This window comes from Pantoea sp. CCBC3-3-1 (assembly GCF_007981265.1).
Taxonomy (GTDB): Bacteria; Pseudomonadota; Gammaproteobacteria; order Enterobacterales; family Enterobacteriaceae; genus Erwinia.
This window is the reverse complement of record NZ_CP034363.1, coordinates 4,512,291-4,538,326: the sequence shown is the minus strand read 5'-3', so window position 1 is coordinate 4,538,326 and position 26,036 is coordinate 4,512,291. Positions and strand designations below refer to the sequence as shown.

Below are 26,036 nucleotides of genomic sequence, written 5' to 3'. Positions count from 1 at the left end.
ACCTGTAAGAAGTGTCGCACAGACACATTAGCAGCAGGCACCGTTCCTTTCAAGATGACTCCGCGCAGTGAAAATTTTTTATAAGAGATAAATCAAAAGCTTAGTCTTCTTTTTACGCGGCCAAAAATTTACCGCTTGCCAATAAGTGTCTCATGGACAATTATATAAATGTCCCTGTGACATTTAATGATGGCAATAAGGAATCGGTGATGATGAAACTGCAACTTACTTTAGATGGCGAGAACGCCGCGCTGGAAACCGGTCGTTTTCCTGATGGGGCAGTATGGGCGCGGTTGCTGCCTCCGCTGCGTCAGCAGGCAGAAACGCTGACGCTGCGTGCGACAGCGATGCGTAATATGAACGATCTTATGCTGCTGGCGCAGGTGATGGATGCCGTTCGCCAGCGTTATACCCTGCGGCTGACAACGTTAGAGCTGCCCTGGCTACCCTATGCCCGGCAGGATCGCAGCATGCGTGATGGCGACAGTTTTGCCCTGAAGGTCTTTGCCGGTTTCCTTAATCAACTACGCTTCGATCGGGTGACGGTGCTCGATCCGCACAGCGACGTTGTTGCAGGCGTGGTAAATAACTTATCGGTGGTTCCACAGCACCAGTGTCTGCAACACAGCGATAATCTGAGCCAAAAATTAGGTGATGGGCTGATGCTGATGGCACCGGATGCCGGCGCACTGAAAAAAACAGATTTGCTGGCCCGACATATTGGCGCCAGCGAGTACGGCATTCTTGGTAAACATCGCGATCTTGCCAGCGGAGCGCTTAGCGGTTTCGAACTGCTGAAAGGTAACGTCGCGGGCAGAGACGTCCTGATTGTCGACGACCTTTGCGATGCGGGCGGTACGTTTATCGGCTCGGCCGCCGTTCTGCGTCAGGCAGGCGCCCGTTCTGTCAGCTTATACGTGACGCATGGCCTGTTCAGTAAAGGGGTCGATCATCTTTTGACGCAGGGCATTGATTTTATCTGGACCACTGATTCCATCGCCGATCCTTCTGTTGCCTCTCAGCGCGTTGAGATTATCGATACTGAGACTATTTTTCGCAGTAAAAGCAAAGGAGCTGCCCATGCAATTTAATCCCATTTTAGCTATCGACGGTTACAAAACGTCCCACCGTGAACAGTACCCGCAGGGAACTAACCGGGTTTATTCCAATTTCACGCCGCGCGGAAATCGCTACTTCTCCTCACCCATTGCGGACGACCGGCTGGTATTTTTTGGCCTGCAGGGCTTTTTACAGTGGTTTATGGTGGATCTCTTCAATGAGAAGTTTTTCGCTCAGCCAGAGCATCAGGTTGTAGACGACTACCAGCAGCTAATGGATAGCTATCTCGGTAAGGGAGCGGTCAGCGTGGAACATATTCGTGCGCTGCACCGTCTTGGCTATTTGCCACTGGAAATCAAAAGTTTGGATGAAGGCAGTAAAGTCCCAATGAAAATTCCGGTGTTAACCATCACCAATACCCTGGATGAATTTTTCTGGCTGGTAAATTATCTCGAAAGCGTCATGTCGGCAGAGCTGTGGAAGTCCTCAACCAATGCAACGGTGGCGCATCACTATCGCCAGATTTGCCAGCGCTGGGCTGAACAGACGTGCGACGATGGTCAGCATATTGATTTCCAGTGTCACGATTTTTCCTTCCGCGGGATGTCGGGATTGCATGATGCCGCTCAGTCAGGCATGGGACACCTGTTAAGTTTTACCGGCACCGACAGCATTCCTTCAATTCTCTATGCCCGCCAGTATTACACGCCAGCGGAGGATTACTTTATTGCGGGTACTATCCCGGCGACTGAGCATAGCGTGATGTGTATGGGCGAAGAGCAGGGAGAAATCGCCACGTTTCGCCGTTTGCTAACCGAGCTGTATCCCCAGGGTTTTGTTTCCGTGGTTTCCGATACCTGGGATTACTGGAAAGTACTGACCGAATACAGTCGCGAGTTAAAAAGCGAAATTATGGCGCGGGAAGGTCGGCTGGTATTCCGGCCAGACAGCGGCGATCCGGTAGAAATTCTGTGCGGCACGGGGGACGATAGCGATCGGCATCCGTCACGGACGCCAGAACAAAAAGGCTCGGTGGAAGTCCTCTGGGATATCTTCGGGGGGACGGTAAATGCCAGGGGCTATAAGGTGCTCGATCCCCATGTCGGTCTGATTTATGGCGATTCTATTACCCTTGAGCGGGCGAACCAGATCCTCAGCCGCCTGGAAGCAAAAGGCTTTGCCAGCAGCAATGTGGTTTTCGGCGTAGGTTCATACACCTATCAGTACAATACCCGCGATACCTTCGGCTTTGCTATGAAAGCCACATGGGGAGAGGTAAACGGTGTTGGCCGGGCAATCTTCAAGCAGCCTAAAACCGACAGCGGCCTGAAAAAATCAGCGAAAGGTTTACTGCGGGTGGAGCGGAACGAGGCGGGCGAATATTACCTTTTGGATCAGCAGAGCTGGGCGCAGGAGAAAGGTGGAGAGCTGAAAACCCGCTTTCTGAATGGCAAACTCATGAACGTAGAAGATCTGTCGGTGCTGCGCCAGCGGTTAGCAGCGTAAACATGGGGATGTAACGTGCTGGCTCAGGGAGCCAGCATTGCCTCTAACTGTTCCTGCGCGTCGAGCCATGCCATCTCACACTCTTCCAGCGCGGACTTCGCTTCCGCCTGCTGTTTTAATGCGGCAGTGAGATCGGCCTTGCGGCTCTGTTCGTAAATTGCCGTATCACCCAGTTTTGCTTCAGCCTCGGCAAGCTGTGCGTTCAGCTTCTCCATCTGCTTTTCCAGCTTTTCAATCTGCTTGCGCAGTGGCTGAGTCTGGGTACGCAGCTCCGCTTCGCGCCGTTTCTGATCTTTTTTCGCCTGAGCGCTGTTGGTGTTGTCCTGTTTGGGTTCTGTGGTCACCGCGGTTTGCTTTTGCAGATCGCTCAGCCACTGCTGGTAATCTTCCAGATCGCCGTCAAAGGCTTCGACTTTGCCGTCGTGAACCAGATAGAGGTCGTCGGTCGTCGAGCGAATCAGATGGCGATCGTGCGACACCACCACCAGCGCGCCTTCAAAATCAATCAGCGCTTCGGTCAGTGCCTGGCGCATGTCGAGATCGAGGTGGTTGGTCGGTTCATCAAGCAGCAGCAGGTTAGGGCGCTGCCAGACGATTAATGCCAGCACCAGCCGCGCTTTTTCGCCGCCCGAGAAACGTTCGGTGTTTTCCGTGACCTTATCGCCCTGGAAGCCAAAGCCGCCCAGATAGTCCCGCAGCTGCTGCTCAAGTACCTTGGGTGCCAGACGAACCAGATGTTGCAGGGGTGATTCATCCGCGCGTAAAAACTCCAGCTGGTGCTGAGCGAAGTAGCCAAGTTTGATGCCTTTCGCCAGGCCAATATCGCCGCTCAGAGGCGTAAGCTCACCCGCCAGCAGCTTAATCAGCGTCGATTTGCCCGCGCCGTTGCGCCCGAGCAGACCAATGCGCGAACCGGGAACCAGGTTCAGTTTGATGGAGTTTAAGATAATGCGATCGCCGTAGCCGGCACTGACCTTCTCCATTTTCAGCAGTGGATTGGGCAAGCTTTCCGGTTCGCGGAAGCTGAAGGTAAACGGGTTATCGACGTGTGCTGGCGCGATCATTTCCATGCGCTCCAGCATCTTAATGCGACTCTGCGCCTGTTTGGCTTTGCTGGCCTTGGCCTTGAACCGGTCGATAAAGCTTTGCAGATGTGCCACTTTTTGCTGCTGGTTTTCGAACATGGACTGCTGCTGGGCAAGCTTGGTGGCGCGCTGGATTTCGAATGAGCTGTAGTTGCCGGTGTATTCAAACATCGACTGCTGTTCGATATGCAGAATTTTATCCACCACCGGATCGAGGAAGTCACGGTCATGGGAAATCAGGATCAGCGTGCCCTGATAGCTTTTCAACCAGCGCTCCAGCCAGATGACCGCATCCAAATCCAGGTGGTTAGTCGGTTCATCAAGCAGCAGCAGGTCTGAACGACAAAGCAGCGCCTGCGCCAGATTCAGACGCATGCGCCAGCCGCCGGAGAAATCGCTCACCGGGCGCTGTAGCTGCTCCTGAGAAAAGCCCAAACCGTTAAGCAGGCTGGCCGCGCGTGGCTGTATTGTCCATGCCTGAATCGCATCCAGCTTGCCGTGCAGCGTGGCGATGGCGTGGCCGTCGTTGATTTCGTTCGCTCTGGCCAGTTCGGCTTCAAGCTGGCGGAATTCGCGATCGCCGTCGATAACATAATCGATAGCCGGCACCGCAAGCGCGGGCGTCTCCTGGTTGACCCAGGCCAGCGACCAGTTGCCTGGCCAGGTGGCACTGCCGCCATCGGCGCTTATCTCGTTCTTAAGCAGCGACAGCAGCGTGGATTTACCGCAGCCGTTTTTCCCCACCAGACCCACTTTTTGCCCGGGGTTAATGGTGGCGGTGGCATTATCCAGCAGTACGCGGACACCGCGTCGTATTTGTAAAGAAGAGAAGACAATCATAAGCGCCGTAATAGTCAGAATATGTTAAATTAAGTCATCATAATTGCTTTTCGGAATCCAGAATTCCGTTGCGTCGAGCATGGTAGCGGAATTTCCCCGCCGTGACGACGATTTGGAGGGGAATGATGTCGCAGCCGCCCAAAGTTTTGCTGCTTTACGCCCACCCGGAATCACAAGACTCGATTGCCAATCGGGTGTTGTTGCAGCCGGCAAAAGACCTGCCAAACGTGACGGTGCACGACCTGTATGCGCACTATCCCGACTTTTTTATTGATATTCATTACGAACAACAGCTGCTGCGCGAGCATGAGATTATTGTGTTCCAGCATCCGCTGTATACCTACAGCTGTCCGGCATTGCTGAAGGAGTGGCTGGATCGCGTGCTGTCGCGCGGTTTTGCCAGTGGTCCTGGCGGTAACGTGCTGGAAGGAAAATACTGGCGCAGCGTGATCACCACCGGCGAGCCAGAAGCGGCTTACCATCAGGAAGGGCTTAACCGCTATCCGATGTCAGACATTATGCGGCCATTCGAACTGACCGCGCAGATGTGCAGTATGCACTGGCTGACGCCGATGATTATTTACTGGGCGCGGCGGCAGACGCCAGCAGTCATGAAAAACTATGCGCGAGCCTACAGCGACTGGCTGACGTCGCCTTTGCCTTATGGAGGCACTTAATGGAAGGACAAACCCTGCTTACGGCTGGCGTGGTCTATCTTTTTGCTGCGGTTATTGCTGTACCGATCGCCGCCCGTCTCGGCATTGGCGCAGTGCTGGGCTATCTGCTGGCCGGTATCGCCATTGGCCCCTGGGGGCTGGGCTTTATCAGCGACGTAGAAGAGATCCTGCATTTCTCTGAACTGGGCGTGGTGTTCCTGATGTTTATCATCGGGCTGGAACTGAATCCTTCAAAGCTCTGGGAGCTGCGCCGCTCTATCTTTGGCGTGGGCGCGGCACAGGTGATTTTTAGTGCGGCGATTTTGGGTGGCCTGCTCTGGCTAACCGATTTCTCCTGGCAGGCGGCGATCATCGGCGGCCTTGGCCTGGCGATGTCTTCAACCGCAATGGCGCTTCAGTTGATGAGCGACAAAGGTATGAAGCGCAACGAGTCCGGACAGCTCGGCTTTTCAGTGCTGCTGTTCCAGGATTTGGCCGTTATCCCGGCGCTGGCGCTGGTGCCGCTACTGGCGGGCGGCGACAGTGGCCATACCGACTGGATGAAAGTGGGCTTAAAGGTGCTGGCGTTTGCAGGCATGCTGATTGGTGGCCGCTATCTGCTCAGGCCGATTTTCCGCTATATCGCCGCTTCCGGCGTGCGCGAAGTCTTTACCGCAGCATCACTGCTGCTGGTGCTGGGTTCTGCACTGTTTATGGATGCACTCGGCCTGTCGATGGCGCTGGGCACGTTTATCGCCGGTATTCTGCTGGCAGAAAGTGAATATCGCCACGAGCTGGAAGTGGCCATCGAACCGTTCAAAGGCCTGTTGCTTGGGCTGTTTTTCATCTCCGTAGGGATGGCGCTCAACTTAGGCGTGCTTTATACCCATATCCTCGAGATTCTGGCAGGGGTGATTGTGCTGGTGGCGGTGAAAGCGGGCATGCTCTATCTGCTTTCTCGCATTTTCGGTCTGCGCAGCTCTGAGCGACTGCAATTTTCGGCGGTGCTGAGTCAGGGCGGTGAATTTGCTTTTGTGCTCTTTTCTGCGGCTTCGTCGGCCAGGCTGTTCAGTGGCGATCAGATGCCGCTACTGCTGGTGACGGTCACGCTGTCGATGATGACCACGCCGCTGTTGATGCAGGGCGTGGATAAAATTCTGGAAAAACGCTTTAACGATGGCGACGATAGCGACGAAAAACCGTTTGTCGAAGATGATAAGCCTGAAGTCATCGTGGTCGGTTTCGGCCGCTTTGGTCAGGTAGTAGCCCGTCTGCTGATGGCCAATGAAAAGCGCATTACCGTGCTGGAGCGAGATATCAGTGCGGTCAGCCTGATGCGCAATTACGGTTACAAAGTATACTATGGGGATGCAACCGAACTGGAGCTGCTGCGTGCGGCCGGGGCGGAAACGGCGCAGTCGATAGTGATAACCTGCAACGGCCCGGAAGATGCGATGGTAATCGTCAGGCTTTGCCAGCACCATTTCCCGCATTTGCAGATACTGGCAAGAGCGCGGGGACGTGTGGAAGCGCATGAACTTATTCAGGCGGGCGTTACCCAGTTCTCGCGTGAAACTTTCTCCAGTGCGCTGGAACTGGGTCGCAAAACGCTGATGACGCTGGGTATGCATCCTCATCAGGCATTCAGAGCCCAGCAGCATTTCCGTCGTCTGGATATGCGGATGCTGCGCGAGCTGATGCCGAATCATGCAGACAGCCAGCAAATTTCACGTGTGAAAGAAGCCCGGCGCGAGCTGGAAGACATTTTCCAGGCCGAGATGCAGCATGAGAAGCGTCAGATTGACGGTTGGGATGAATTTGAATAAAGCGGGAACATTATGCGTAAAAGATTTATTGCCGGCGCAACCTGTCCAAAATGTCAGGCGAAAGATACACTGGCGCTGTGGAAAGAGAATAATATCGATGTTGTAGAGTGTGTTAAGTGCGGCCATCAGATGCGCGAAGCGGATAAACACGTTCGTGATGAGGTTCGCACTAACGAGCAAGTGATCGGAATTTTTCATCCTGAGTAGCGTTATCGCTCAGCTTTTTTTAAGCTGTATCGTACAGCGGCGTTGAAATTCATTACAATCGACGCAATTTAGAGCCTTTCGCACTGGCAAATGGTCAGTGAAATAAGGGCTCAAAGCTCTCAAACGGTTAGGAGTAATCATGAAAGTAGCAAAAGACCTGGTGGTCAGCCTGGCATACCAGGTACGTACAGAAGACGGCGTGTTGGTTGATGAGTCTCCGGTGACCGCACCGTTGGACTATCTGCACGGTCATGGTTCCCTGATTTCTGGTCTGGAAAAAGCGCTGGAAAATCACGAAGCCGGCGACAAGTTCGAAGTGAACATCTCAGCTGACGACGCCTACGGCCAGTATGACGACAATCTGGTGCAGCGCGTACCGAAAGACGTATTCATGGGCGTTGACGAACTGCAGGTTGGCATGCGCTTCCTGGCAGAAACCGATCAGGGCCCGGTTCCGGTCGAAATCACTGAAGTGGAAGACGATCACGTCGTGGTTGATGGCAACCACATGCTGGCGGGTCAAAACCTGAACTTCAACGTTGAAGTGGTAGCGGTTCGTGAAGCCACTGAAGAAGAGCTGGCTCATGGCCACGTTCACGGCGAGCACGACCATCACCATGACCACGATCACGACCACGATCATGGTAAAGGCGGTTGCGGTACCGGCGGTTGTGGCTGCAGCCACTAAGCTTCAATGAAATATTTAAGGCCACCTTGACAGGTGGCCTTTTTGTTTCTGAGATAAACACTCAGTAATGCGGCGGCGGCGTCTCTTCCGACTGGGAAGCGATCATCGATGGCGCAGCCGACTTCAGTTTATCGGTCAGCAGACGCATCTGTTCACGCAGGCGTCCCATCTCCAGTTCATGATGAACCACCGTTTGGTTTAGCTCTTCAATGGTATGTTCCTGAAAAGCCAGTCGGCTTTCCAGCATCTCCATTCGCTGTTCAAACAAGGCTTGTTGCATACGTTTACCTCTTATGGCCGTGCAAGCCGCTATAATGGCCGGATTCCTCTGATTCTAACGGGAAAAACACCACTGAAACAGGCATAGTCATATTAATTTCCCGGCTGCGGTTGAAAAAATGCTTTCCAGTCTGCATCTCAGTGGTGAAACTTTCGGAAGGACGAGAGGTCGGAAGTTAACTTAGTTTTCATTGCGGGATTAGGTACTTTTCTCGCGCACGGTTTTATAGTACGGACTCTGGTCTGTAAACGATTTCCGAGGTGAGAGGCTTCGGTTTTGGAGAAATGGATGAAATCACTGTTTAAAGTCACACTGTTAGCCACCACCATGGCCGTTGCGCTGAACGCACCTCTGACAATGGCAGCCGAAACGACGGCCGCTGCTCCGGCCGCCGCGCCACAGCAGGCGCCGGCTCAGGCACCAAAGAATGCCGCATTTAAAACTGACGATCAGCAGTCTGCTTACGCGCTGGGCGCTTCGCTTGGCCGTTATATGGAAAACTCCCTGAAAGAGCAGGAGAAACTGGGCATTGCGCTGGACAAACAGCAGCTGATCTCCGGCGTTCAGGATGCTTTTGCAGGTAAAAGCAAGCTGTCTGACCAGGAAATTGAACAGACCCTGCAAGCGTTTGAAGGCCGCGTGAAAGGCGCAGCCCAGGCGAAAATGGAAAAAGACGCGAAAGAGAACACCGAAAAAGGTGATGCTTTTACCGCTAAATTCGCCAAAGAAAAAGGCGTGAAGAAAACCGAATCTGGCCTGCTTTATCAGGTAGAGAAAGAAGGTAATGGCGCTACGCCTACAGACAGCGATACCGTTGTCGTGAACTATAAAGGGACGCTGATCGACGGTACGGAGTTCGATAACTCTTATACTCGTGGCGAGCCGCTTTCTTTCCGTCTGGATGGCGTCATCCCAGGCTGGACTGAAGGTCTGAAGCACGTGAAGAAAGGCGGTAAGATCAAGCTGGTTATTCCACCACAGTTGGCTTACGGCAAAAATGGCGTGCCTGGTATCCCGGCTAACTCCACGCTGGTATTTGATGTGGAGCTGCTGGATATCAAGCCAGCGGCTAAAGCAGATGCCAATACGCCAGCGCCTGCCGAAGCACCGGCTGCAGCACCCGCTAAGTAATTCTGTCGCCGTCACACTCGCTGTGGCGGCGCTTTTTTCTGACCTTCCTCCCGCTTTTTCTAATCCCCTACAGATTTCATGACAAAGGTCAGGACAGATGTTTCTGGTTTTTGTTAAACTGATCGCCGTATGTTTTCTTCAAAACGAGCCTGTTCTGGCGCCGTATGACGGGCTCTTTTAAGGGTGGTGTCTTAATGTCTGGTTCAATTTTTACCGGTGATATGACCGATCTGGAATTACTGGAGCAGCATCCTTTCGGGCAAACCGATTACGCTATTCTTAAATCCTATGAAGCGGTGGTCGACGGGCTGGCGATGCTTATTGGCTCACATTGTGAAATTGTTTTGCACTCGCTGGAGGATTTAAATCGCTCCGCCGTGCGTATCGCGAATGGCGAGCATACCGGACGTAAGATCGGTTCACCTGTTAGCGATCTTGCTTTGCGCATGCTGCACGACATGCGCGATGCGGCAAGTAATGTCTCGAAGGCCTATTTCACCCGCGCTAAAAGCGGCGTGCTGATGAAATCCGTCACCATTGCGATCCGTAACGACAAGCAGCGTGTTATTGGCTTGCTGTGCATTAACATGAATCTCGACGTCCCTTTTTCACAAATTATGGCGACGTTTATGCCGCCTGAGACACAGGAAGTTGCCTCATCGGTAAACTTTGCTTCTTCGGTGGAAGATTTGGTCATGCAGACGCTGGAATTTACCATTGAAGAAGTCAGCGGCGATCGCAACGTCTCTAACAATGCTAAAAACCGCCAAATCGTCCTTAACCTTTATGAAAAGGGGATCTTTGATATCAAAGATGCGATTAACCAGGTGGCCGACCGCCTCAATATTTCTAAACATACGGTTTATCTCTACATTCGCCAGTTTAAAAGCGACGATATACAGGGGATTGAGCGTTAATGCGTTTTACTTTGCTGGTTACCGGGCCCGCTTATGGCACACAGCAGGCCAGCAGCGCCTGGCTTTTTGCCCAAGCTTTACTGGCTGAAGGGCACCAACTTGACAGCATTTTTTTCTATCGGGAAGGCGTAATGAACGCCAGCAGTTTGACTTCGCCCGCAAACGACGAGTTTGACTTAACGCGCGCCTGGCAAACGTTACAGCGTGAGCACGACGTGACGCTGAATATTTGCGTGGCGGCAGCACTGCGTCGGGGCATCGCGAGCGAGCAGGAAGCGGGTGCTGCGGCTAACCTGGCTGAGGGTTTTCAGTTAGCCGGACTGGGCGCGCTGGCGGAAGCGGCACTGAGCTGTGAACGGCTGGTGCAATTCTGATGAACCGCATCGCTTTTGTATTTACTCAGGCACCTCATGGTAGCAGCGCGGGCAGGGAAGGGCTGGACGCAGTGATGGCCGTTTCGGCGCTTAGCGAAGAGATCGCGCTTTTTTTTATCAGCGACGGTGTGTTGCAACTTTTGCCGGATCAGCAGCCTGACAAGGTGCTGGCGCGCGACTATATTCGCACTTTTGGCGTCCTTCCTCTGTACGATGTTGAACGTTTTTACGCCTGTTCTGCTTCGCTGCGCGAACGAGGCCTGGCCTTAGATGGACAAAAAGTGCTGCCGGTAGAGGTTTTAACCCCCGCAGCGCTGCGGGCCGAGTTGGAAAATTACGACCGTATCATCACTTTTTGAGGAATCTATGCTGCATACGCTGATTAACTCTCCCTTTAAATGCGATTTCAGCGCACTGCTGCGGATGCTAAACGAAGGTGACGATCTCCTGTTGCTCCAGGATGGCGTTTTGGCTGCGCTGGAAGGCAGCAGCGCGCTGGAGAGCCTGCGGAAGGCGTCTGTCAGCCTGTTTGTCTTAAAGGAGGATATTCAGGCGCGTGGTCTTTCTGCTCAAATTTCATCCACTACTGCTACTATCAGCTATAATGATTTCGTCGCGCTGACGGTAAAACACCCTCAACAAATGACCTGGTAAGTACGATATCCTGGTTATTTCTTGACACCTTTTCTGCTCAGCTCTAAAATTCTGCGTCCTCGTTATCTAACGAGGCGATTTATTACGTGTTTACGAAGCAAAAGCAAATTCCAGGAGCTATTTAATGGCAACAGTTAACCAGCTGGTTCGCAAACCACGCGCACGCAAAGTTGCAAAGAGCAACGTGCCTGCGCTGGAAGCCTGCCCGCAGAAACGTGGTGTATGTACTCGTGTGTATACCACTACCCCTAAAAAACCGAACTCCGCACTGCGTAAAGTATGTCGTGTTCGCTTAACCAACGGTTTTGAAGTTACCTCCTACATCGGTGGTGAAGGTCATAACCTGCAGGAACACTCCGTGATCCTGATCCGTGGCGGTCGTGTTAAAGACTTGCCAGGTGTGCGTTACCACACCGTTCGTGGCGCGCTGGACTGCTCAGGTGTTAAAGACCGTAAGCAGGCTCGCTCCAAGTACGGCGTGAAGAAGCCAAAGGCTTAATGGTTCTCCGTTAAGTAAGGCCAAACGTTTTATCTTAAATGTCATAATAAACTCGTAGAGTTTTGGACAATCCTGAATTAACAACGGAGTATTTCCATGCCACGTCGTCGCGTCATTGGTCAGCGTAAAATTCTGCCAGATCCTAAGTTCGGATCAGAACTGCTGGCCAAATTTGTAAACATCCTGATGGTAGATGGTAAAAAATCTACCGCCGAATCTATCGTCTATACCGCTCTTGAGACCCTGGCTCAGCGTGCTGGTAAAGGTGAACTGGAAGCATTCGAAGTAGCCCTGGACAACGTCCGCCCAACCGTGGAAGTTAAATCCCGTCGCGTTGGTGGTTCTACTTATCAGGTACCAGTTGAAGTCCGTCCGGTTCGTCGTAATGCTCTGGCAATGCGTTGGATCGTTGAAGCTGCTCGTAAACGCGGTGATAAATCAATGGCTTTGCGCCTGGCGAACGAACTTTCTGATGCTGCAGAGAACAAAGGTACTGCAGTGAAGAAACGTGAAGACGTTCACCGTATGGCCGAAGCCAACAAGGCGTTCGCTCACTACCGCTGGTAACAGCTTCGTAGTTGTTATTAACCCAGCGGACGTCTAAGTCGACCACCCGCTGGGTTTTACTAACTTAGAACGTCCGAGAATCAGAGGAATCAAATGGCTCGTACAACACCCATTACACGCTACCGTAACATTGGTATCAGTGCACACATCGACGCCGGTAAGACTACAACTACCGAACGTATTCTGTTCTACACCGGTGTAAACCATAAAATCGGTGAAGTTCATGATGGCGCAGCCACCATGGACTGGATGGCGCAGGAGCAGGAGCGTGGTATTACCATTACCTCCGCAGCGACTACCGCTTTCTGGTCAGGTATGGCTAAGCAGTTCGAGCCGCACCGCGTAAACATCATCGACACCCCGGGACACGTTGACTTCACCATCGAAGTAGAACGTTCCATGCGTGTTCTTGACGGCGCAGTAATGGTTTACTGTGCAGTTGGTGGTGTTCAGCCACAGTCTGAAACCGTATGGCGTCAGGCTAACAAATATAAAGTTCCACGCATCGCGTTCGTTAACAAAATGGACCGCATGGGTGCTAACTTCCTGAAAGTTGTTGGTCAGATTGAATCTCGTCTGGGTGCAACTCCGGTTCCTCTGCAGCTGGCTATCGGCGCAGAAGAGAAATTCACCGGTGTTGTTGACTTGATCAAAATGAAAGCCATCAACTGGAACGACGCTGACGCAGGCGTGACCTTCGTATACGAAGAGATCCCAGCTGATATGCAGGAACTGGCTGAAGAATGGCGCCAGAAACTGATTGAAGCCGCAGCTGAAGGCTCTGATGAGCTGATGGATAAATTCTTTGGCGGCGAAGAGCTGACTGAAGAAGAGATCAAAGCTTCTCTGCGTAAGCGCGTACTGAACAACGAAATCATCCTGGTTACCTGTGGTTCTGCATTTAAGAACAAAGGTGTTCAGGCGATGCTGGATGCGGTTATCGAATATCTGCCGTCTCCAACTGACGTTACTGCAATCAACGGTATGCTGGACGATGGTAAAGACACGCCAGCCGTTCGTCACTCAGACGACGACGAGCCGTTTGCTGCACTGGCGTTCAAAATCGCTACCGACCCGTTTGTAGGTAACCTGACGTTCTTCCGCGTGTACTCCGGTATCGTTAACTCCGGTGACACCGTGTACAACCCGGTTAAATCCGCACGTGAGCGTCTGGGCCGTATCGTACAGATGCATGCTAACAAGCGTGAAGAGATCAAAGAAGTTCGTGCAGGCGATATCGCTGCTGCTATCGGTCTGAAAGACGTAACCACTGGTGACACCCTGTGTGACCCGGACAACGTCATCATTCTGGAGCGTATGGAATTCCCTGAGCCGGTAATTTCTATCGCAGTAGAACCAAAAACCAAAGCTGACCAGGAAAAAATGGGTCTGGCTCTGGGTCGTCTGGCGAAAGAAGACCCGTCGTTCCGCGTATGGACTGACGAAGAAACTAACCAGACTATTATCGCTGGTATGGGTGAGCTGCACCTCGACATCATCGTTGACCGCATGAAGCGTGAATTCAACGTTGAAGCGAACGTCGGTAAACCTCAGGTTGCTTACCGTGAAGCGATTCGCGCGAAAGTTACCGATATCGAAGGTAAACACGCTAAGCAGTCTGGTGGTCGCGGTCAGTACGGTCATGTTGTTATCGACATGTACCCACTGGAGCCGGGCGTTAACCCGAAAGGTTACGAGTTCACCAACGACATCAAAGGTGGTGTAATTCCTGGTGAATACATCCCTGCGGTTGACAAAGGTATCCAGGAGCAGCTGAAAGCCGGCCCGCTGGCTGGTTATCCGGTTGTTGACCTGGGTGTGCGTCTGCACTTTGGTTCATACCATGACGTTGACTCCTCAGAGCTGGCGTTTAAACTGGCTGCTTCTATCGCGTTCAAAGACGGCTTTAAGAAAGCAAGCCCAGTTCTGCTTGAGCCGATCATGAAGGTTGAAGTAGAGACTCCGGAAGAGAACACCGGTGACGTTATCGGTGACCTTAGCCGTCGTCGTGGTATGCTCAAAGGACAAGAATCTAACGCTACTGGCGTTCAGATTCACGCTGAAGTTCCGCTGTCTGAAATGTTCGGATATGCAACTCAGCTGCGTTCTCTGACCAAAGGCCGTGCTTCATACTCCATGGAGTTCCTGAAGTATGATGATGCGCCGAACAACGTCGCTCAGGCCGTTATTGAAGCTCGTAGCAAATAAGCTACAGTTTTAAAATATTGATCATATGCTCTCACCTCGGAGTGAGAGCATTAAAGTAAGGAATATCGTCGTGGCTAAAGAAAAATTTGAACGTTCCAAACCGCACGTCAACGTGGGCACCATCGGCCACGTTGACCACGGTAAAACTACCCTGACTGCTGCTATCACCACCGTTCTGGCTAAAACCTACGGCGGTTCTGCTCGTGCATTCGACCAGATCGATAACGCGCCAGAAGAAAAAGCTCGTGGTATCACCATCAACACTTCTCACGTTGAATATGACACCCCAACTCGCCACTACGCGCACGTTGACTGCCCAGGCCACGCCGACTATGTGAAAAACATGATCACCGGTGCTGCTCAGATGGACGGCGCGATCCTGGTTGTTGCTGCGACTGATGGCCCAATGCCTCAGACCCGTGAGCACATCCTGCTGGGTCGTCAGGTTGGCGTTCCATTCATCATCGTGTTCCTGAACAAGTGTGACATGGTTGATGACGAAGAGCTGCTGGAACTGGTTGAGATGGAAGTACGTGACCTGCTGTCACAGTACGACTTCCCAGGCGACGACACGCCAATCGTTCACGGTTCTGCTCTGAAAGCGCTGGAAGGCGACGCTGAGTGGGAAGCTAAGATCATCGAGCTGGCTGGTCACCTGGATAACTACATCCCAGAACCAGAGCGCGCAATCGACAAGCCGTTCCTGCTGCCAATCGAAGACGTATTCTCTATCTCTGGCCGTGGTACCGTTGTTACCGGTCGTGTAGAGCGCGGTATCGTTAAAGTGGGTGAAGAAGTTGAAATCGTTGGTATCAAAGATACCGTGAAATCAACCTGTACCGGCGTTGAGATGTTCCGTAAGCTGCTGGACGAAGGCCGTGCGGGTGAAAACTGTGGTATCCTGCTGCGCGGTATCAAGCGCGAAGATATCCAGCGTGGCCAGGTTCTGGCTAAGCCAGGCACCATTAAGCCTCACACTCAGTTCGAGTCTGAAGTTTATATCCTGTCTAAAGACGAAGGCGGCCGTCATACTCCGTTCTTCAAAGGCTACCGTCCACAGTTCTACTTCCGTACAACTGACGTGACCGGTACCATCGAACTGCCAGAAGGCGTTGAGATGGTAATGCCAGGCGACAACATCAAAATGGTTGTTACCCTGATCCACCCAATCGCAATGGACGACGGTCTGCGTTTCGCAATCCGTGAAGGCGGCCGTACTGTTGGTGCGGGCGTTGTTGCTAAAGTTATCGCTTAATTGTCGATGATTTACTGGTAGGGTTTACTCTGCCAGCGCAAATAAAAAGAGCACCTCGGTGCTCTTTTTTTATGGCTGTTATTTAACGTTTATCGATGCCCTGATTGAAACAAAAACGATTCGCATTTACAATGCGATCATTATTTGTACTGGGGTAAGAAAATGTACGTCTGTTTGTGTAACGCGATCGGTGATAAAAAACTTCGCGAAGTTGTTCGCCGCTATCAGCCTAAATCAATCCAGCAACTTCGCCAGTTAATACCCGTGGGAAAACAATGCGGTAAGTGCATCCGTCTGGCCCGCGATATTATGAATGAAGAGCTGCAAAACGCGCCGCAGTACAAAGAAATCGCCTGATCATCTCCCTACATTTAGTCATGGTTTTTTGACTTCCTTCATTGTGCATCTACGCTCTTAATAACTGGAAGCGGAGGAAGCAAAATGAAGGGCGATGCAAAAATCATAAGCCATTTAAATAAACTACTTGGAAATGAGCTGGTTGCTATTAACCAGTATTTCCTGCATGCGCGTATGTTCAAAGATTGGGGGCTGATGCGCCTTAACGATATTGAGTATCACGAATCCATCGATGAAATGAAGCATGCTGACAAATACATCGAACGGATACTTTTTCTCGAAGGATTGCCCAATCTCCAGGACCTGGGACGACTTCGTATCGGGGAAGATGTAGAAGAGATGTTGAGGTCAGATTTGATTCTGGAGTTAGAAGGCGCAAAAGATTTGCGGGAAGCGATAGCCTGGGCCGACAAGGTGCACGATTATGTTAGCCGCGATATGATGATCGTCATTCTGGAAGATGAAGAGCACCATATCGATTTTCTCGAAACAGAACTGAGTCTGATTGAGAAAATTGGCATACAGAACTATTTGCAGTCGCAAATCAAAGTGGAAGAGAAGGGCTAGTGTAACAATGAGTTATCAATCTGAATGCCGCTGAAGCCTTTCCGCCAGCGGCATTTTTCTTTTTTACAGATGCCGCATCTCTGCTTTTTCTGCCGCTTAACGCCAGTCAATGTGATAAACAGGTTGCTTTACGTGCTCATGTACGTATAATGCGCGGGCCTGTCAGAAATGACGGCCCGGTTCAATCTGAACCGCAGGCGAGCAACTTGCTCCCTGACAATACTCCCAATCGGGGAGTTATGTGCAGACGATTACACTCCCCCATCAATCGTAATGGGTGTGAGTAGTAATTTTTTTCGTTTATAAATAATTGGAGCTCTGGTCTCATGCAGAACCAAAGAATCCGTATCCGTCTTAAAGCGTTTGATCATCGTCTGATCGATCAATCGACCGCAGAAATCGTTGAGACTGCAAAGCGCACTGGTGCGCAGGTTCGTGGTCCAATTCCTCTGCCGACCCGCAAAGAGCGCTTTACCGTTCTGATCTCCCCGCACGTCAACAAAGATGCGCGCGATCAGTATGAAATTCGCACTCACAAGCGTCTGGTTGACATCGTTGAGCCAACTGAAAAAACGGTTGATGCTCTGATGCGTCTGGATCTGGCTGCAGGTGTTGACGTGCAGATCAGCCTGGGTTAATCAGGTCATTGAGCGATTGAGAGGTTGAAACAATGATTGGTTTAGTCGGTAAAAAAGTGGGCATGACGCGTATCTTCACTGAAGATGGCGTTTCAATCCCAGTAACCGTGATCGAAATTGAAGCAAACCGCGTTACTCAGGTTAAGAGCCTGGAAAACGACGGCTACACTGCTATTCAGGTAACTGCCGGTGCTAAAAAAGCAAACCGTGTAACTAAGCCTGAAGCAGGCCATTTTGCTAAAGCTGGCGTTGAAGCTGGCCGTGGTCTGTGGGAATTCCGTACCGCTTCTGGCGACGAATTCACCGTAGGTCAGAGCATTAACGTTGATATTTTCGCTGACGTGAAAAAAGTTGACGTGACTGGCACATCTAAAGGTAAAGGTTTTGCCGGTACTGTTAAGCGCTGGAACTTCCGTACTCAGGATGCTACTCACGGTAACTCCTTGTCTCACCGCGTTCCGGGTTCTATCGGTCAGAACCAGACTCCGGGCAAAGTGTTCAAAGGCAAGAAAATGGCAGGCCAGCTGGGCAATGAGCGCGTAACTGTTCAGAGCCTGGACGTAGTACGTGTTGACGCTGAGCGCAACCTGCTGCTGGTTAAAGGTGCAGTTCCCGGTGCTACCGGTAGCGACCTGATTGTTAAACCAGCTGTGAAGGCGTAAGGGGATAGCAATGGAATTAGTATTGAAAGACGCGCAAAGCGCGCTGACTGTTTCCGAAACTACCTTCGGTCGTGATTTCAACGAAGCGCTGGTACATCAGGTTGTTGTTGCTTATGCAGCAGGTGCCCGTCAAGGTACCCGTGCTCAGAAGACCCGTGCTGAAGTAACTGGTTCCGGCAAAAAGCCGTGGCGCCAGAAAGGTACCGGCCGTGCGCGTGCAGGTTCTGTAAAGAGCCCAATCTGGCGTTCCGGTGGCGTGACCTTCGCTGCAAAGCCGCAGGACCACAGTCAAAAAGTTAACAAAAAGATGTACCGCGGCGCGCTGAAAAGCATCCTGTCCGAACTGGTACGTCAAGATCGTCTGATCGTTGTCGAGCAGTTCTCTCTGGAAGCACCTAAAACTAAGCTGCTGGTAGAGAAACTGAAAGACATGGCGCTGGAAGACGTGCTGATCATCACTGGCGAACTGGAAGAGAACCTGTTCCTGGCCGCTCGCAACCTGTACAAGGTTGACGTACGTGATGCAGCGGGTATCGACCCAGTTAGCCTGATCGCCTTCGACAAAGTCGTTATGACTGCTGACGCAGTTAAGCAAGTTGAGGAGATGCTGGCATGATCCGTGAAGAACGTCTGCTGAAAGTACTGCGCTCGCCGCACGTATCTGAAAAAGCATCTGCTGCGATGGAAAAAACTAACACCATCGTTCTCAAAGTTGCTAAAGACGCGACCAAAGCAGAAATCAAAGCCGCTGTGCAGAAACTTTTCGAAGTGGAAGTGAAGGACGTTAACACCTTGGTAATGAAAGGGAAAGTTAAGCGTTCCGGACAGCGTATTGGTCGTCGTAACGACTGGAAAAAAGCTTACGTCACCCTGAAAGAAGGCCAGAATCTGGACTTCGTCGGCGGCGCTGAGTAAGTCGGAGGAGAAGAACAATGGCAGTTGTTAAATGTAAACCGACATCTCCGGGTCGTCGCCACGTAGTTAAAGTGGTAAACGCGGAGCTGCACAAGGGCAAACCATTCGCCCCGCTGGTCGAGAAGAACAGCAAATCCGGTGGCCGTAACAACAATGGTCGCATCACTACCCGTCATATCGGTGGTGGTCACAAGCAGGCTTACCGTATTGTTGACTTTAAACGCAACAAAGATGGTATCCCGGCAACCGTTGAACGTCTTGAGTACGATCCGAACCGCTCTGCGAACATCGCACTGGTTCTGTACAAAGACGGCGAGCGCCGTTACATCCTGGCCCCTAAAGGCCTGAAAGCTGGCGACCAGATTCAGTCTGGCGTTGATGCGGCGATCAAAGCAGGTAACACCCTGCCAATGCGCAACATCCCAGTGGGTTCCACCGTACACAACGTAGAAATGAAACCAGGCAAAGGCGGTCAGATTGCTCGCTCTGCTGGTGCTTACGTGCAGATCGTTGCGCGTGATGGTTCCTACGTTACCCTGCGTCTGCGTTCTGGTGAAATGCGTAAAGTCGAATCTGACTGCCGCGCGACCCTGGGCGAAGTCGGTAACGCTGAGCACATGCTTCGCGTTCTGGGTAAAGCCGGTGCTGCTCGTTGGCGTGGTGTTCGTCCTACCGTTCGCGGTACTGCGATGAACCCAGTCGATCACCCACACGGTGGTGGTGAAGGTCGTAACTTTGGTAAGCACCCTGTGTCCCCATGGGGCCTGCAGACCAAAGGTAAGAAGACCCGTAGCAACAAGCGTACTGATAAGTTCATCGTACGTCGCCGTAGCAAATAATTTTAGAGGATAAGCCATGCCACGTTCTCTCAAGAAAGGTCCTTTTATTGACCTGCACTTGCTGAAGAAGGTAGAGAAAGCGGTGGAAAGCGGAGACAAGAAGCCTTTGCGCACCTGGTCCCGTCGTTCAACGATCTTCCCTAACATGATCGGTTTGACCATCGCTGTCCATAATGGTCGTCAGCACGTTCCTGTCTTTGTTTCCGACGAAATGGTCGGTCACAAACTGGGTGAATTTGCACCGACCCGTACTTATCGCGGCCACACGGCTGATAAGAAAGCCAAGAAACGCTAACAGGAGGAAGAGATGGAAACTATCGCTAAACATCGCCACGCTCGTTCTTCTGCTCAGAAGGTTCGCCTGGTAGCAGATCTTGTACGCGGTAAGAAAGTGTCGCAGGCTCTGGACATTTTGACCTACACCAATAAGAAAGCGGCTGTACTGGTCAAGAAAGTTCTGGAATCTGCCATTGCTAACGCCGAACACAACGATGGCGCTGACATTGATGATCTGAAAGTCACGAAGATCTTCGTAGACGAAGGCCCAAGCATGAAGCGCATTATGCCTCGTGCAAAAGGTCGTGCAGATCGCATCCTGAAGCGCACCAGCCACATTACTGTGGTTGTGTCCGATCGCTGAGACTCTGGAGACTAGCAATGGGTCAGAAAGTACATCCTAATGGTATTCGCCTGGGTATTGTTAAACCCTGGAACTCTACCTGGTTCGCAAATACCAAAGAATTCGCTGACAACCTGGACAGCGACTTTAAAGTACGTCAGTTCCTGACAAAAGAACTGGCTAAGGCGTCTGTTTCTCGTATCGTTATCGAGCGTCCGGCTAAGAGCATCCGTGTGACTATTCACACCGCTCGTCCTGGCATCGTGATCGGTAAGAAAGGCGAAGACGTAGAAAAACTGCGCAAGGTCGTAGCGGATATCGCTGGCGTTCCTGCACAGATCAATATCGCCGAAGTCCGTAAACCGGAACTGGACGCTAAATTGGTTGCTGACAGCATCACTTCACAGCTGGAGCGTCGTGTGATGTTCCGTCGTGCTATGAAGCGTGCTGTACAGAACGCAATGCGTCTGGGCGCTAAAGGTATCAAAGTTGAAGTTAGTGGCCGTCTGGGCGGTGCTGAAATCGCGCGTACTGAATGGTACCGTGAAGGCCGCGTGCCGTTGCACACCCTGCGTGCTGACATTGACTACAACACCTCTGAAGCGCACACCACTTATGGTGTAATCGGCGTTAAGGTATGGATCTTCAAAGGTGAGATCCTGGGTGGTATGGCTGCTGTTGAACAACCGGAACCGGCTGCTCAACCTAAAAAGCAGCAGCGTAAAGGCCGTAAGTAAGGAGAGTCGCTGATGTTACAACCAAAGCGTACAAAATTCCGTAAAGTGCACAAAGGCCGCAACCGTGGTCTGGCGCAGGGTACGGATGTTAGCTTCGGTACTTTCGGTCTGAAAGCTGTTGGCCGTGGTCGTCTGACTGCTCGTCAGATCGAAGCAGCACGTCGTGCTATGACCCGTGCAGTTAAGCGTCAAGGTAAAATTTGGATCCGTGTATTCCCGGACAAACCAATTACCGAGAAGCCGCTGGAAGTGCGTATGGGTAAAGGTAAAGGTAACGTGGAGTATTGGGTTGCCTTGATCCAGCCAGGTAAAGTCCTGTATGAAATGGACGGTGTTCCGGAAGAGCTGGCCCGTGAAGCATTCAAGCTGGCAGCAGCAAAACTGCCTATCAAAACCACCTTTGTAACTAAGACGGTGATGTAATGAAAGCAACAGAGCTGCGTGAAAAAAGCGTTGAAGAGCTTAACACTGAGCTGCTTAACCTGCTGCGTGAGCAGTTCAACCTGCGCATGCAGGCAGCATCCGGCCAGCTGCAACAGACTCATCTGTTGAAGAATGTGCGTCGTGATGTTGCACGCGTTAAGACTTTACTGACTGAGAAGGCGGGTGCGTAATGACCGATAAAATCCGTACTCTGCAAGGTCGAGTGACTAGCGACAAAATGGAGAAATCCATCGTTGTAGCTATCGAACGTTTCGTGAAACACCCAATCTACGGTAAGTTCATTAAGCGTACGACCAAACTGCACGTACATGACGAGAACAATGAGTGTGGGATCGGCGACAAGGTAGAAATCCGTGAGTGCCGTCCACTGTCCAAGACTAAGTCCTGGACCCTGGTTCGCGTTATCGAGAAAGCTGTTCTGTAAGAACGCTTCCTCTGTAAAAACCCCCGCTTGTCGGGGGTTTTTTCTTTTATACTCCCTGTAAATCCCTGCTGTTGATTACCCCTTTACGTCTCTCTGCGCTTCAAATGCCTTACCTCTTGCTTATCGATCTGCCGCTTATTCTGATTACTAAATCCCGCAAGAAGTGATATCAGTCACGTTAAAAATATGTGTGATCTTTAAGCTGCTTATGCATTTTAAATGCATGAAAGAGTAACCCCTGCTCGTATCAGCAGCAGGAGTTCTGATATTGGTCACAACAGGTAAACAGAAATGCAAAAGGATTCGCCTGATTACACCCGCAGGACACTGCTGGCATTGCCTTTACTGGCAGTTTCTTCACAGCTGCTGTCAGCGCAGCAAAACAGCGCCCTGTCTTTTAACGCCTCGCCAGCTACAGTGAGTTCCCAACGTACACTGTTGTTAAAAAACGCCGACGTCGTAGTGACGATGGATGCCAACAGAAGGGAAATCAAAAACGGCAGTATTTTGATTAAAGGCAATACGATCGTTGCCGTTGGAAAAGTGGACGAGCTGCCGCCAACTGCCGATGAAGTGATTGATTTGAAAGGTCATATCGCCATTCCAGGTCTGATCAATACGCATCATCATATGTATCAAAGCCTGACCCGGGTGATCCCGGAGGCACAGGATGGCGAACTTTTTAAATGGATAACTAACCTGTATCCGCTATGGCAAAAACTGACGCCAGACATGATCCGTATTTCGACCATGATGTCGATGGCAGAATTAATGCTTACCGGTTGTACCACTTCCAGCGATCATCTTTATGTCTTTCCGAACGGCTGCAAGCTTGATGACAGTATTGAGGCGGCTGCCAGGATGGGCATGCGCTTTCATGCCAGCCGCGGAAGCATGAGTGTAGGCCAAAGCCGGGGCGGATTGCCGCCAGACTCACTGGTAGAAAAGGAAAACGTTATCCTGGAGGATACTCAGCGTGTTATCGAACGCTATCACGATGCGGAACGAGGCTCGATGCTGAGAGTCGTCGTTGCACCCTGTTCTCCTTTTTCAGTCAGTCAGGATTTGATGAGAGAGTCGGCCAGGCTGGCCCGACACTATAGAGTATCGATGCATACGCATTTGGCCGAGAACGATAATGATGTTCGCTACAGTCGGGAAAAATTTAACCGTTCTCCGGCTCAGTATGTCGAAGACCTGGGCTGGGTAGGGCAGGATGTCTGGCATGCTCATTGCGTCAAGCTGGATGAGTACGGTATTCAGCTTTTTGCCCGAACCGGAACCGGTGTGGCACATTGTCCTTGCTCTAACATGCGGCTTGCCTCGGGAATTGCACCAGTGAGAAAAATGCTTGATGCAGGCATGAAGGTTGGTATGGGCGTAGATGGTTCGGCATCAAATGATACTTCAGACATAATAGCGGAGGTTCGTCAGGCTTTATTGCTTCAGCGCGTAGGATTTGGACCTGATGCTATGACAGCGCGGCAGGCACTGGAAATTGCTACCCTGGGCGGCGCTAAGGTTCTTAATCGGGATGACATTGGCGCATTAGCACCGGGAATGATGGCTGATGTGGCCGTATTCGATCTCAACCAGCCCGGTCTGGCAGGTGCGGGACACGATCCCGTGGCAGCATTGGTGTTTTGCAATCCTGGCAAGGTTGCCTGTAGCGTTATCAATGGTCAGGTAAAAGTACGCGGTGGGGTTATGGTGCATACAGATCTGCCGAACATCATCGAGCGTCATAACACGTTGGCGACCCAACTTTACGTGCCGTGATACCCTTTGAGCGACAGGTGAGGGGGTAGAGCGTCATTTTATTCATCCGCAGGCCCCCAAATTGTCCTGTATCGCTCATTAAGCTGAAGAAGTGTGCAGAATACGATTGCTACCGGCGAGACAATTCCTTAGAATGTCGCGTTCCTCATATTCGAGGTTCAAATATCGGCTCGATATGAGCCGTTTATTTTTTCTACCCATAAGCGAGAAGCGGTGTTATAATGCTGCGCCCTCAATTATGGGGCTTTTATACGACCTGAATCAGGTCCCGAAGTAGTAGTTGACATTAGCGGAGCACTAAAATGATCCAAGAACAGACTATGCTGAACGTCGCCGACAACTCCGGTGCACGTCGCGTAATGTGTATCAAGGTTCTGGGTGGCTCGCACCGTCGCTACGCAGGCGTAGGCGATATCATCAAAATTACCATCAAGGAAGCAATTCCTCGCGGTAAGGTTAAGAAAGGTGATGTGCTGAAAGCGGTAGTGGTGCGCACCAGGAAGGGTGTTCGTCGCCCGGACGGTTCTGTCATTCGCTTCGATGGTAATGCATGCGTTATTTTAAACAATAACAGCGAGCAGCCTATCGGAACGCGTATTTTTGGGCCGGTAACTCGTGAACTTCGTACTGAAAAGTTCATGAAAATTATCTCTCTGGCACCAGAAGTACTCTAAGGAGCGAAAAATGGCAGCTAAAATCCGTCGCGATGACGAAGTTATCGTGCTGACCGGCAAAGATAAAGGTAAGCGCGGTAAAGTAAAAAATGTCCTGTCTTCTGGCAAGGTCATTGTTGAAGGTATCAACCTGGTTAAAAAACATTCTAAGCCTGTCCCGGCTATGAATCAACCAGGTGGCATCGTTGAAAAAGAAGCTGCTATTCAGGTTTCTAACGTTGCGCTTTACAACAGTGCTACCGGCAAGGCTGACCGTGTAGGCTTTAGATTCGAAGACGGCAAAAAAGTCCGTTTCTTCAAGTCTAACAGCGAAACTATCAAGTAATTTGGAGTAGTACGATGGCGAAACTGCATGATTACTACAAAGACGAAGTAGTTAAAAAACTCATGACTGAGTTTAGCTACAATTCTGTCATGCAAGTCCCTCGGGTCGAGAAGATCACCCTGAATATGGGTGTTGGTGAAGCGATCGCTGACAAGAAACTGCTGGATAACGCAGCAGCCGATCTGGCAGCAATCTCCGGTCAAAAGCCGTTTATCACCAAAGCACGCAAATCTGTTGCAGGCTTCAAAATCCGTCAGGGCTATCCGATCGGCTGTAAAGTGACTCTGCGTGGCGAGCGCATGTGGGAGTTCTTTGAACGTCTGATCTCTATTGCTGTACCTCGTATCCGTGACTTCCGTGGCTTGTCCGCTAAGTCATTTGACGGTCGTGGTAACTACAGCATGGGCGTTCGTGAGCAGATCATCTTCCCAGAAATCGACTATGACAAAGTCGATCGCGTTCGTGGTTTGGATATTACCATTACCACTACTGCGAAATCTGACGATGAAGGCCGTGCTCTGCTGGCTGCCTTTGACTTCCCGTTCCGCAAGTAAGGTAGGGTTACTTCATGGCTAAGCAATCGATGAAGGCACGCGAAGTCGTTCGCGTAAAACTGGCTGATAAATACCGCGCTAAACGCGAGGAATTAAAAGCTATCATCTCTAGTGTGAACTCATCTGACGAAGAACGTTGGAATGCTGTTCTCAAGCTGCAAACTCTGCCGCGTGATTCAAGCCCGTCTCGTCAGCGTAACCGCTGCCGCCAAACTGGCCGTCCACATGGTTATGTGGGCAAATTCGGGTTGAGCCGTATCAAGTTGCGTGAAGCCGCTATGCGCGGTGAAGTACCTGGCTTGAAAAAGGCTAGCTGGTAATTACCAATTGAATCACGGGAGTAAATACAGATGAGCATGCAAGATCCGATCGCGGATATGCTGACCCGTATCCGTAACGGTCAAGCCGCAAACAAAGTTGCGGTGACCATGCCTTCCTCCAAGCTGAAATTGGCAATTGCCAAGCTGCTGAAGGAAGAAGGATATATCGAAGAATTTAAAATCGAAGGCGACACCAAGCCAGAACTGGAACTGACTCTTAAGTATTTCCAGGGCAAGGCTGTGGTAGAAAGCATTCAGCGTGTAAGCCGTCCAGGTCTGCGTATCTACAAGCGCAAAGACGAACTGCCAAAAGTAATGGCTGGACTGGGTATCGCTGTTGTTTCTACCTCTAAAGGTGTTATGACCGATCGTGCAGCGCGCCAGGCTGGTCTTGGTGGCGAAATTATCTGCTACGTAGCTTAACGGAGGA

At 51.3% G+C, this 26,036-nt stretch carries 36 protein-coding genes; 34 read left to right on the top strand and 2 right to left on the bottom strand.

Annotated elements, in window-relative coordinates; all coding sequences use genetic code 11:
- Positions 1–209 precede the first annotated feature (209 nt).
- Together prs and EHV07_RS21315 are read left to right on the top strand one after the other, a co-directional pair.
- Positions 210–1,091, top strand: coding sequence for a ribose-phosphate diphosphokinase (prs, locus tag EHV07_RS21320; protein WP_147200101.1), 882 nt, complete (start codon positions 210–212; stop codon positions 1,089–1,091).
- Positions 1,081–2,565: a nicotinate phosphoribosyltransferase gene (locus tag EHV07_RS21315; RefSeq protein WP_147200100.1), complete on the top strand. Its 1,485-nt coding sequence runs from the start codon at positions 1,081–1,083 to the stop codon at positions 2,563–2,565. Before prs ends, EHV07_RS21315 begins: the two co-directional genes overlap by 11 nt.
- Before the next feature lie 23 nt (positions 2,566–2,588).
- Here EHV07_RS21315 and EHV07_RS21310 read toward each other — a convergent pair whose 3' ends face one another.
- Positions 2,589–4,490 carry an ABC transporter ATP-binding protein gene (locus EHV07_RS21310; RefSeq protein ID WP_147200099.1) on the bottom strand — a complete coding sequence of 634 codons (1,902 nt, stop codon included), beginning with the start codon at positions 4,488–4,490 and terminating at the stop codon, positions 2,589–2,591.
- A 125-nt stretch (positions 4,491–4,615) separates the two neighbouring features.
- Here EHV07_RS21310 and kefG point away from each other — a divergent pair, with 125 nt between their 5' ends.
- From kefG to slyD, 4 genes are all read left to right on the top strand, one after another.
- Positions 4,616–5,167, top strand: coding sequence for a glutathione-regulated potassium-efflux system ancillary protein KefG (gene kefG / locus EHV07_RS21305; RefSeq protein WP_147200692.1), 552 nt, complete (start codon positions 4,616–4,618; stop codon positions 5,165–5,167).
- Positions 5,167–6,972 carry a glutathione-regulated potassium-efflux system protein KefB gene (kefB, locus tag EHV07_RS21300; protein WP_147200098.1) on the top strand — a complete coding sequence of 602 codons (1,806 nt, stop codon included), beginning with the start codon at positions 5,167–5,169 and terminating at the stop codon, positions 6,970–6,972. The genes kefG and kefB overlap by 1 nt, the downstream gene beginning before the upstream one ends.
- A 12-nt stretch (positions 6,973–6,984) precedes the next feature.
- Positions 6,985–7,179, top strand: coding sequence for a YheV family putative zinc ribbon protein (locus EHV07_RS21295; protein WP_147200097.1), 195 nt, complete (start codon positions 6,985–6,987; stop codon positions 7,177–7,179).
- 139 nt (positions 7,180–7,318) lie between these two features.
- Positions 7,319–7,867, top strand: a complete 549-nt coding sequence (slyD, locus tag EHV07_RS21290) for a peptidylprolyl isomerase (RefSeq protein ID WP_147200096.1) — start codon at positions 7,319–7,321, stop codon at positions 7,865–7,867.
- Positions 7,868–7,928: 61 nt separating this feature from the next.
- Here slyD and EHV07_RS21285 read toward each other — a convergent pair whose 3' ends face one another.
- Positions 7,929–8,147, bottom strand: coding sequence for a protein SlyX (locus EHV07_RS21285; RefSeq protein ID WP_147200095.1), 219 nt, complete (start codon positions 8,145–8,147; stop codon positions 7,929–7,931).
- A gap of 288 nt (positions 8,148–8,435) precedes the next feature.
- Here EHV07_RS21285 and fkpA point away from each other — a divergent pair, with 288 nt between their 5' ends.
- From fkpA to rpsH, 28 genes are all read left to right on the top strand, one after another.
- Positions 8,436–9,278 (top strand): FKBP-type peptidyl-prolyl cis-trans isomerase, encoded by an 843-nt coding sequence (fkpA, locus tag EHV07_RS21280; protein WP_147200094.1) that lies wholly within the window; start codon positions 8,436–8,438, stop codon positions 9,276–9,278.
- Positions 9,279–9,472: 194 nt separating this feature from the next.
- A complete protein-coding gene (locus EHV07_RS21275; protein WP_147200093.1) occupies positions 9,473–10,195 on the top strand; it encodes a transcriptional regulator in 723 nt (240 codons plus the stop codon).
- Entirely contained in the window at positions 10,195–10,569 is a 375-nt protein-coding gene (gene tusD, locus EHV07_RS21270; protein WP_147200092.1) for a sulfurtransferase complex subunit TusD, read from the top strand. Before EHV07_RS21275 ends, tusD begins: the two co-directional genes overlap by 1 nt.
- A complete protein-coding gene (gene tusC / locus EHV07_RS21265) occupies positions 10,569–10,928 on the top strand; it encodes a sulfurtransferase complex subunit TusC (protein WP_147200091.1) in 360 nt (119 codons plus the stop codon). Before tusD ends, tusC begins: the two co-directional genes overlap by 1 nt.
- Positions 10,929–10,935: 7 nt before the next feature.
- Positions 10,936–11,223 carry a sulfurtransferase complex subunit TusB gene (gene tusB / locus EHV07_RS21260; RefSeq protein ID WP_147200090.1) on the top strand — a complete coding sequence of 96 codons (288 nt, stop codon included), beginning with the start codon at positions 10,936–10,938 and terminating at the stop codon, positions 11,221–11,223.
- Between the two features lie 124 nt (positions 11,224–11,347).
- A complete protein-coding gene (gene rpsL, locus EHV07_RS21255; protein WP_075182598.1) occupies positions 11,348–11,722 on the top strand; it encodes a 30S ribosomal protein S12 in 375 nt (124 codons plus the stop codon).
- A 96-nt stretch (positions 11,723–11,818) separates the two neighbouring features.
- The gene (rpsG, locus tag EHV07_RS21250; protein WP_125289829.1) at positions 11,819–12,289 is read left to right on the top strand and encodes a 30S ribosomal protein S7; all 471 of its coding nucleotides are present in this window, start codon (positions 11,819–11,821) and stop codon (positions 12,287–12,289) included.
- Positions 12,290–12,382: 93 nt separating this feature from the next.
- Positions 12,383–14,497 carry an elongation factor G gene (gene fusA, locus EHV07_RS21245; RefSeq protein WP_147200089.1) on the top strand — a complete coding sequence of 705 codons (2,115 nt, stop codon included), beginning with the start codon at positions 12,383–12,385 and terminating at the stop codon, positions 14,495–14,497.
- Positions 14,498–14,567: 70 nt separating this feature from the next.
- A complete protein-coding gene (tuf, locus tag EHV07_RS21240) occupies positions 14,568–15,752 on the top strand; it encodes an elongation factor Tu (protein ID WP_147200088.1) in 1,185 nt (394 codons plus the stop codon).
- 162 nt (positions 15,753–15,914) lie between these two features.
- Entirely contained in the window at positions 15,915–16,109 is a 195-nt protein-coding gene (gene bfd / locus EHV07_RS21235; protein WP_147200087.1) for a bacterioferritin-associated ferredoxin, read from the top strand.
- An 84-nt stretch (positions 16,110–16,193) separates the two neighbouring features.
- Positions 16,194–16,676: a bacterioferritin gene (gene bfr / locus EHV07_RS21230; protein ID WP_147200086.1), complete on the top strand. Its 483-nt coding sequence runs from the start codon at positions 16,194–16,196 to the stop codon at positions 16,674–16,676.
- A gap of 326 nt (positions 16,677–17,002) precedes the next feature.
- Positions 17,003–17,314 (top strand): 30S ribosomal protein S10, encoded by a 312-nt coding sequence (rpsJ, locus tag EHV07_RS21225; protein WP_001181005.1) that lies wholly within the window; start codon positions 17,003–17,005, stop codon positions 17,312–17,314.
- 32 nt (positions 17,315–17,346) lie between these two features.
- Positions 17,347–17,976 carry a 50S ribosomal protein L3 gene (rplC, locus tag EHV07_RS21220; protein ID WP_147200085.1) on the top strand — a complete coding sequence of 210 codons (630 nt, stop codon included), beginning with the start codon at positions 17,347–17,349 and terminating at the stop codon, positions 17,974–17,976.
- Positions 17,977–17,986: 10 nt separating this feature from the next.
- Positions 17,987–18,592 carry a 50S ribosomal protein L4 gene (gene rplD, locus EHV07_RS21215; protein WP_023656564.1) on the top strand — a complete coding sequence of 202 codons (606 nt, stop codon included), beginning with the start codon at positions 17,987–17,989 and terminating at the stop codon, positions 18,590–18,592.
- Positions 18,589–18,891 carry a 50S ribosomal protein L23 gene (gene rplW, locus EHV07_RS21210; protein ID WP_147200084.1) on the top strand — a complete coding sequence of 101 codons (303 nt, stop codon included), beginning with the start codon at positions 18,589–18,591 and terminating at the stop codon, positions 18,889–18,891. The genes rplD and rplW overlap by 4 nt, the downstream gene beginning before the upstream one ends.
- 17 nt (positions 18,892–18,908) lie before the next feature.
- Positions 18,909–19,730, top strand: coding sequence for a 50S ribosomal protein L2 (gene rplB / locus EHV07_RS21205; protein ID WP_147200083.1), 822 nt, complete (start codon positions 18,909–18,911; stop codon positions 19,728–19,730).
- 16 nt (positions 19,731–19,746) lie between these two features.
- The gene (rpsS, locus tag EHV07_RS21200; RefSeq protein WP_013204132.1) at positions 19,747–20,025 is read left to right on the top strand and encodes a 30S ribosomal protein S19; all 279 of its coding nucleotides are present in this window, start codon (positions 19,747–19,749) and stop codon (positions 20,023–20,025) included.
- A 12-nt stretch (positions 20,026–20,037) separates the two neighbouring features.
- Positions 20,038–20,370, top strand: a complete 333-nt coding sequence (rplV, locus tag EHV07_RS21195) for a 50S ribosomal protein L22 (RefSeq protein WP_000447532.1) — start codon at positions 20,038–20,040, stop codon at positions 20,368–20,370.
- Positions 20,371–20,387: 17 nt separating this feature from the next.
- Positions 20,388–21,086, top strand: coding sequence for a 30S ribosomal protein S3 (gene rpsC, locus EHV07_RS21190; protein ID WP_002919766.1), 699 nt, complete (start codon positions 20,388–20,390; stop codon positions 21,084–21,086).
- Between the two features lie 12 nt (positions 21,087–21,098).
- Positions 21,099–21,509, top strand: coding sequence for a 50S ribosomal protein L16 (gene rplP / locus EHV07_RS21185; protein ID WP_002438716.1), 411 nt, complete (start codon positions 21,099–21,101; stop codon positions 21,507–21,509).
- On the top strand, positions 21,509–21,700 hold the full coding sequence (gene rpmC / locus EHV07_RS21180) for a 50S ribosomal protein L29 (protein WP_024966580.1): 192 nt from the start codon (positions 21,509–21,511) through the stop codon (positions 21,698–21,700). The genes rplP and rpmC overlap by 1 nt, the downstream gene beginning before the upstream one ends.
- Positions 21,700–21,954: a 30S ribosomal protein S17 gene (gene rpsQ, locus EHV07_RS21175; RefSeq protein ID WP_147200082.1), complete on the top strand. Its 255-nt coding sequence runs from the start codon at positions 21,700–21,702 to the stop codon at positions 21,952–21,954. Before rpmC ends, rpsQ begins: the two co-directional genes overlap by 1 nt.
- 468 nt (positions 21,955–22,422) lie before the next feature.
- Positions 22,423–23,733 (top strand): 8-oxoguanine deaminase, encoded by a 1,311-nt coding sequence (locus EHV07_RS21170; RefSeq protein WP_254446371.1) that lies wholly within the window; start codon positions 22,423–22,425, stop codon positions 23,731–23,733.
- A gap of 302 nt (positions 23,734–24,035) precedes the next feature.
- Positions 24,036–24,407, top strand: coding sequence for a 50S ribosomal protein L14 (gene rplN, locus EHV07_RS21165; protein ID WP_004160583.1), 372 nt, complete (start codon positions 24,036–24,038; stop codon positions 24,405–24,407).
- A 10-nt stretch (positions 24,408–24,417) separates the two neighbouring features.
- Entirely contained in the window at positions 24,418–24,732 is a 315-nt protein-coding gene (rplX, locus tag EHV07_RS21160; protein ID WP_147200080.1) for a 50S ribosomal protein L24, read from the top strand.
- A 14-nt stretch (positions 24,733–24,746) separates the two neighbouring features.
- Positions 24,747–25,286, top strand: a complete 540-nt coding sequence (rplE, locus tag EHV07_RS21155) for a 50S ribosomal protein L5 (protein ID WP_056232433.1) — start codon at positions 24,747–24,749, stop codon at positions 25,284–25,286.
- A 14-nt stretch (positions 25,287–25,300) separates the two neighbouring features.
- Positions 25,301–25,606 (top strand): 30S ribosomal protein S14, encoded by a 306-nt coding sequence (gene rpsN / locus EHV07_RS21150; RefSeq protein ID WP_062749332.1) that lies wholly within the window; start codon positions 25,301–25,303, stop codon positions 25,604–25,606.
- Between the two features lie 30 nt (positions 25,607–25,636).
- Positions 25,637–26,029 carry a 30S ribosomal protein S8 gene (rpsH, locus tag EHV07_RS21145; RefSeq protein WP_147200079.1) on the top strand — a complete coding sequence of 131 codons (393 nt, stop codon included), beginning with the start codon at positions 25,637–25,639 and terminating at the stop codon, positions 26,027–26,029.
- The last annotated feature ends 7 nt before the right edge of the window (positions 26,030–26,036 follow it).

Bases quoted from the DNA above. Each gene is read 5' to 3' on its own strand.
- prs (WP_147200101.1), top strand. From the start codon at position 210: ATGATGAAACTGCAACTTACTTTAGATGGCGAGAACGCCGCGCTGGAA.
- EHV07_RS21315 (WP_147200100.1), top strand. From the start codon at position 1,081: ATGCAATTTAATCCCATTTTAGCTATCGACGGTTACAAAACGTCCCAC.
- EHV07_RS21310 (WP_147200099.1), bottom strand. From the start codon at position 4,490: ATGATTGTCTTCTCTTCTTTACAAATACGACGCGGTGTCCGCGTACTG.
- kefG (WP_147200692.1), top strand. From the start codon at position 4,616: ATGTCGCAGCCGCCCAAAGTTTTGCTGCTTTACGCCCACCCGGAATCA.
- kefB (WP_147200098.1), top strand. From the start codon at position 5,167: ATGGAAGGACAAACCCTGCTTACGGCTGGCGTGGTCTATCTTTTTGCT.
- EHV07_RS21295 (WP_147200097.1), top strand. From the start codon at position 6,985: ATGCGTAAAAGATTTATTGCCGGCGCAACCTGTCCAAAATGTCAGGCG.
- slyD (WP_147200096.1), top strand. From the start codon at position 7,319: ATGAAAGTAGCAAAAGACCTGGTGGTCAGCCTGGCATACCAGGTACGT.
- EHV07_RS21285 (WP_147200095.1), bottom strand. From the start codon at position 8,147: ATGCAACAAGCCTTGTTTGAACAGCGAATGGAGATGCTGGAAAGCCGA.
- fkpA (WP_147200094.1), top strand. From the start codon at position 8,436: ATGAAATCACTGTTTAAAGTCACACTGTTAGCCACCACCATGGCCGTT.
- EHV07_RS21275 (WP_147200093.1), top strand. From the start codon at position 9,473: ATGTCTGGTTCAATTTTTACCGGTGATATGACCGATCTGGAATTACTG.
- tusD (WP_147200092.1), top strand. From the start codon at position 10,195: ATGCGTTTTACTTTGCTGGTTACCGGGCCCGCTTATGGCACACAGCAG.
- tusC (WP_147200091.1), top strand. From the start codon at position 10,569: ATGAACCGCATCGCTTTTGTATTTACTCAGGCACCTCATGGTAGCAGC.
- tusB (WP_147200090.1), top strand. From the start codon at position 10,936: ATGCTGCATACGCTGATTAACTCTCCCTTTAAATGCGATTTCAGCGCA.
- rpsL (WP_075182598.1), top strand. From the start codon at position 11,348: ATGGCAACAGTTAACCAGCTGGTTCGCAAACCACGCGCACGCAAAGTT.
- rpsG (WP_125289829.1), top strand. From the start codon at position 11,819: ATGCCACGTCGTCGCGTCATTGGTCAGCGTAAAATTCTGCCAGATCCT.
- fusA (WP_147200089.1), top strand. From the start codon at position 12,383: ATGGCTCGTACAACACCCATTACACGCTACCGTAACATTGGTATCAGT.
- bfd (WP_147200087.1), top strand. From the start codon at position 15,915: ATGTACGTCTGTTTGTGTAACGCGATCGGTGATAAAAAACTTCGCGAA.
- bfr (WP_147200086.1), top strand. From the start codon at position 16,194: ATGAAGGGCGATGCAAAAATCATAAGCCATTTAAATAAACTACTTGGA.
- rpsJ (WP_001181005.1), top strand. From the start codon at position 17,003: ATGCAGAACCAAAGAATCCGTATCCGTCTTAAAGCGTTTGATCATCGT.
- rplC (WP_147200085.1), top strand. From the start codon at position 17,347: ATGATTGGTTTAGTCGGTAAAAAAGTGGGCATGACGCGTATCTTCACT.
- rplD (WP_023656564.1), top strand. From the start codon at position 17,987: ATGGAATTAGTATTGAAAGACGCGCAAAGCGCGCTGACTGTTTCCGAA.
- rplW (WP_147200084.1), top strand. From the start codon at position 18,589: ATGATCCGTGAAGAACGTCTGCTGAAAGTACTGCGCTCGCCGCACGTA.
- rplB (WP_147200083.1), top strand. From the start codon at position 18,909: ATGGCAGTTGTTAAATGTAAACCGACATCTCCGGGTCGTCGCCACGTA.
- rpsS (WP_013204132.1), top strand. From the start codon at position 19,747: ATGCCACGTTCTCTCAAGAAAGGTCCTTTTATTGACCTGCACTTGCTG.
- rplV (WP_000447532.1), top strand. From the start codon at position 20,038: ATGGAAACTATCGCTAAACATCGCCACGCTCGTTCTTCTGCTCAGAAG.
- rpsC (WP_002919766.1), top strand. From the start codon at position 20,388: ATGGGTCAGAAAGTACATCCTAATGGTATTCGCCTGGGTATTGTTAAA.
- rplP (WP_002438716.1), top strand. From the start codon at position 21,099: ATGTTACAACCAAAGCGTACAAAATTCCGTAAAGTGCACAAAGGCCGC.
- rpmC (WP_024966580.1), top strand. From the start codon at position 21,509: ATGAAAGCAACAGAGCTGCGTGAAAAAAGCGTTGAAGAGCTTAACACT.
- rpsQ (WP_147200082.1), top strand. From the start codon at position 21,700: ATGACCGATAAAATCCGTACTCTGCAAGGTCGAGTGACTAGCGACAAA.
- EHV07_RS21170 (WP_254446371.1), top strand. From the start codon at position 22,423: ATGGATGCCAACAGAAGGGAAATCAAAAACGGCAGTATTTTGATTAAA.
- rplN (WP_004160583.1), top strand. From the start codon at position 24,036: ATGATCCAAGAACAGACTATGCTGAACGTCGCCGACAACTCCGGTGCA.
- rplX (WP_147200080.1), top strand. From the start codon at position 24,418: ATGGCAGCTAAAATCCGTCGCGATGACGAAGTTATCGTGCTGACCGGC.
- rplE (WP_056232433.1), top strand. From the start codon at position 24,747: ATGGCGAAACTGCATGATTACTACAAAGACGAAGTAGTTAAAAAACTC.
- rpsN (WP_062749332.1), top strand. From the start codon at position 25,301: ATGGCTAAGCAATCGATGAAGGCACGCGAAGTCGTTCGCGTAAAACTG.
- rpsH (WP_147200079.1), top strand. From the start codon at position 25,637: ATGAGCATGCAAGATCCGATCGCGGATATGCTGACCCGTATCCGTAAC.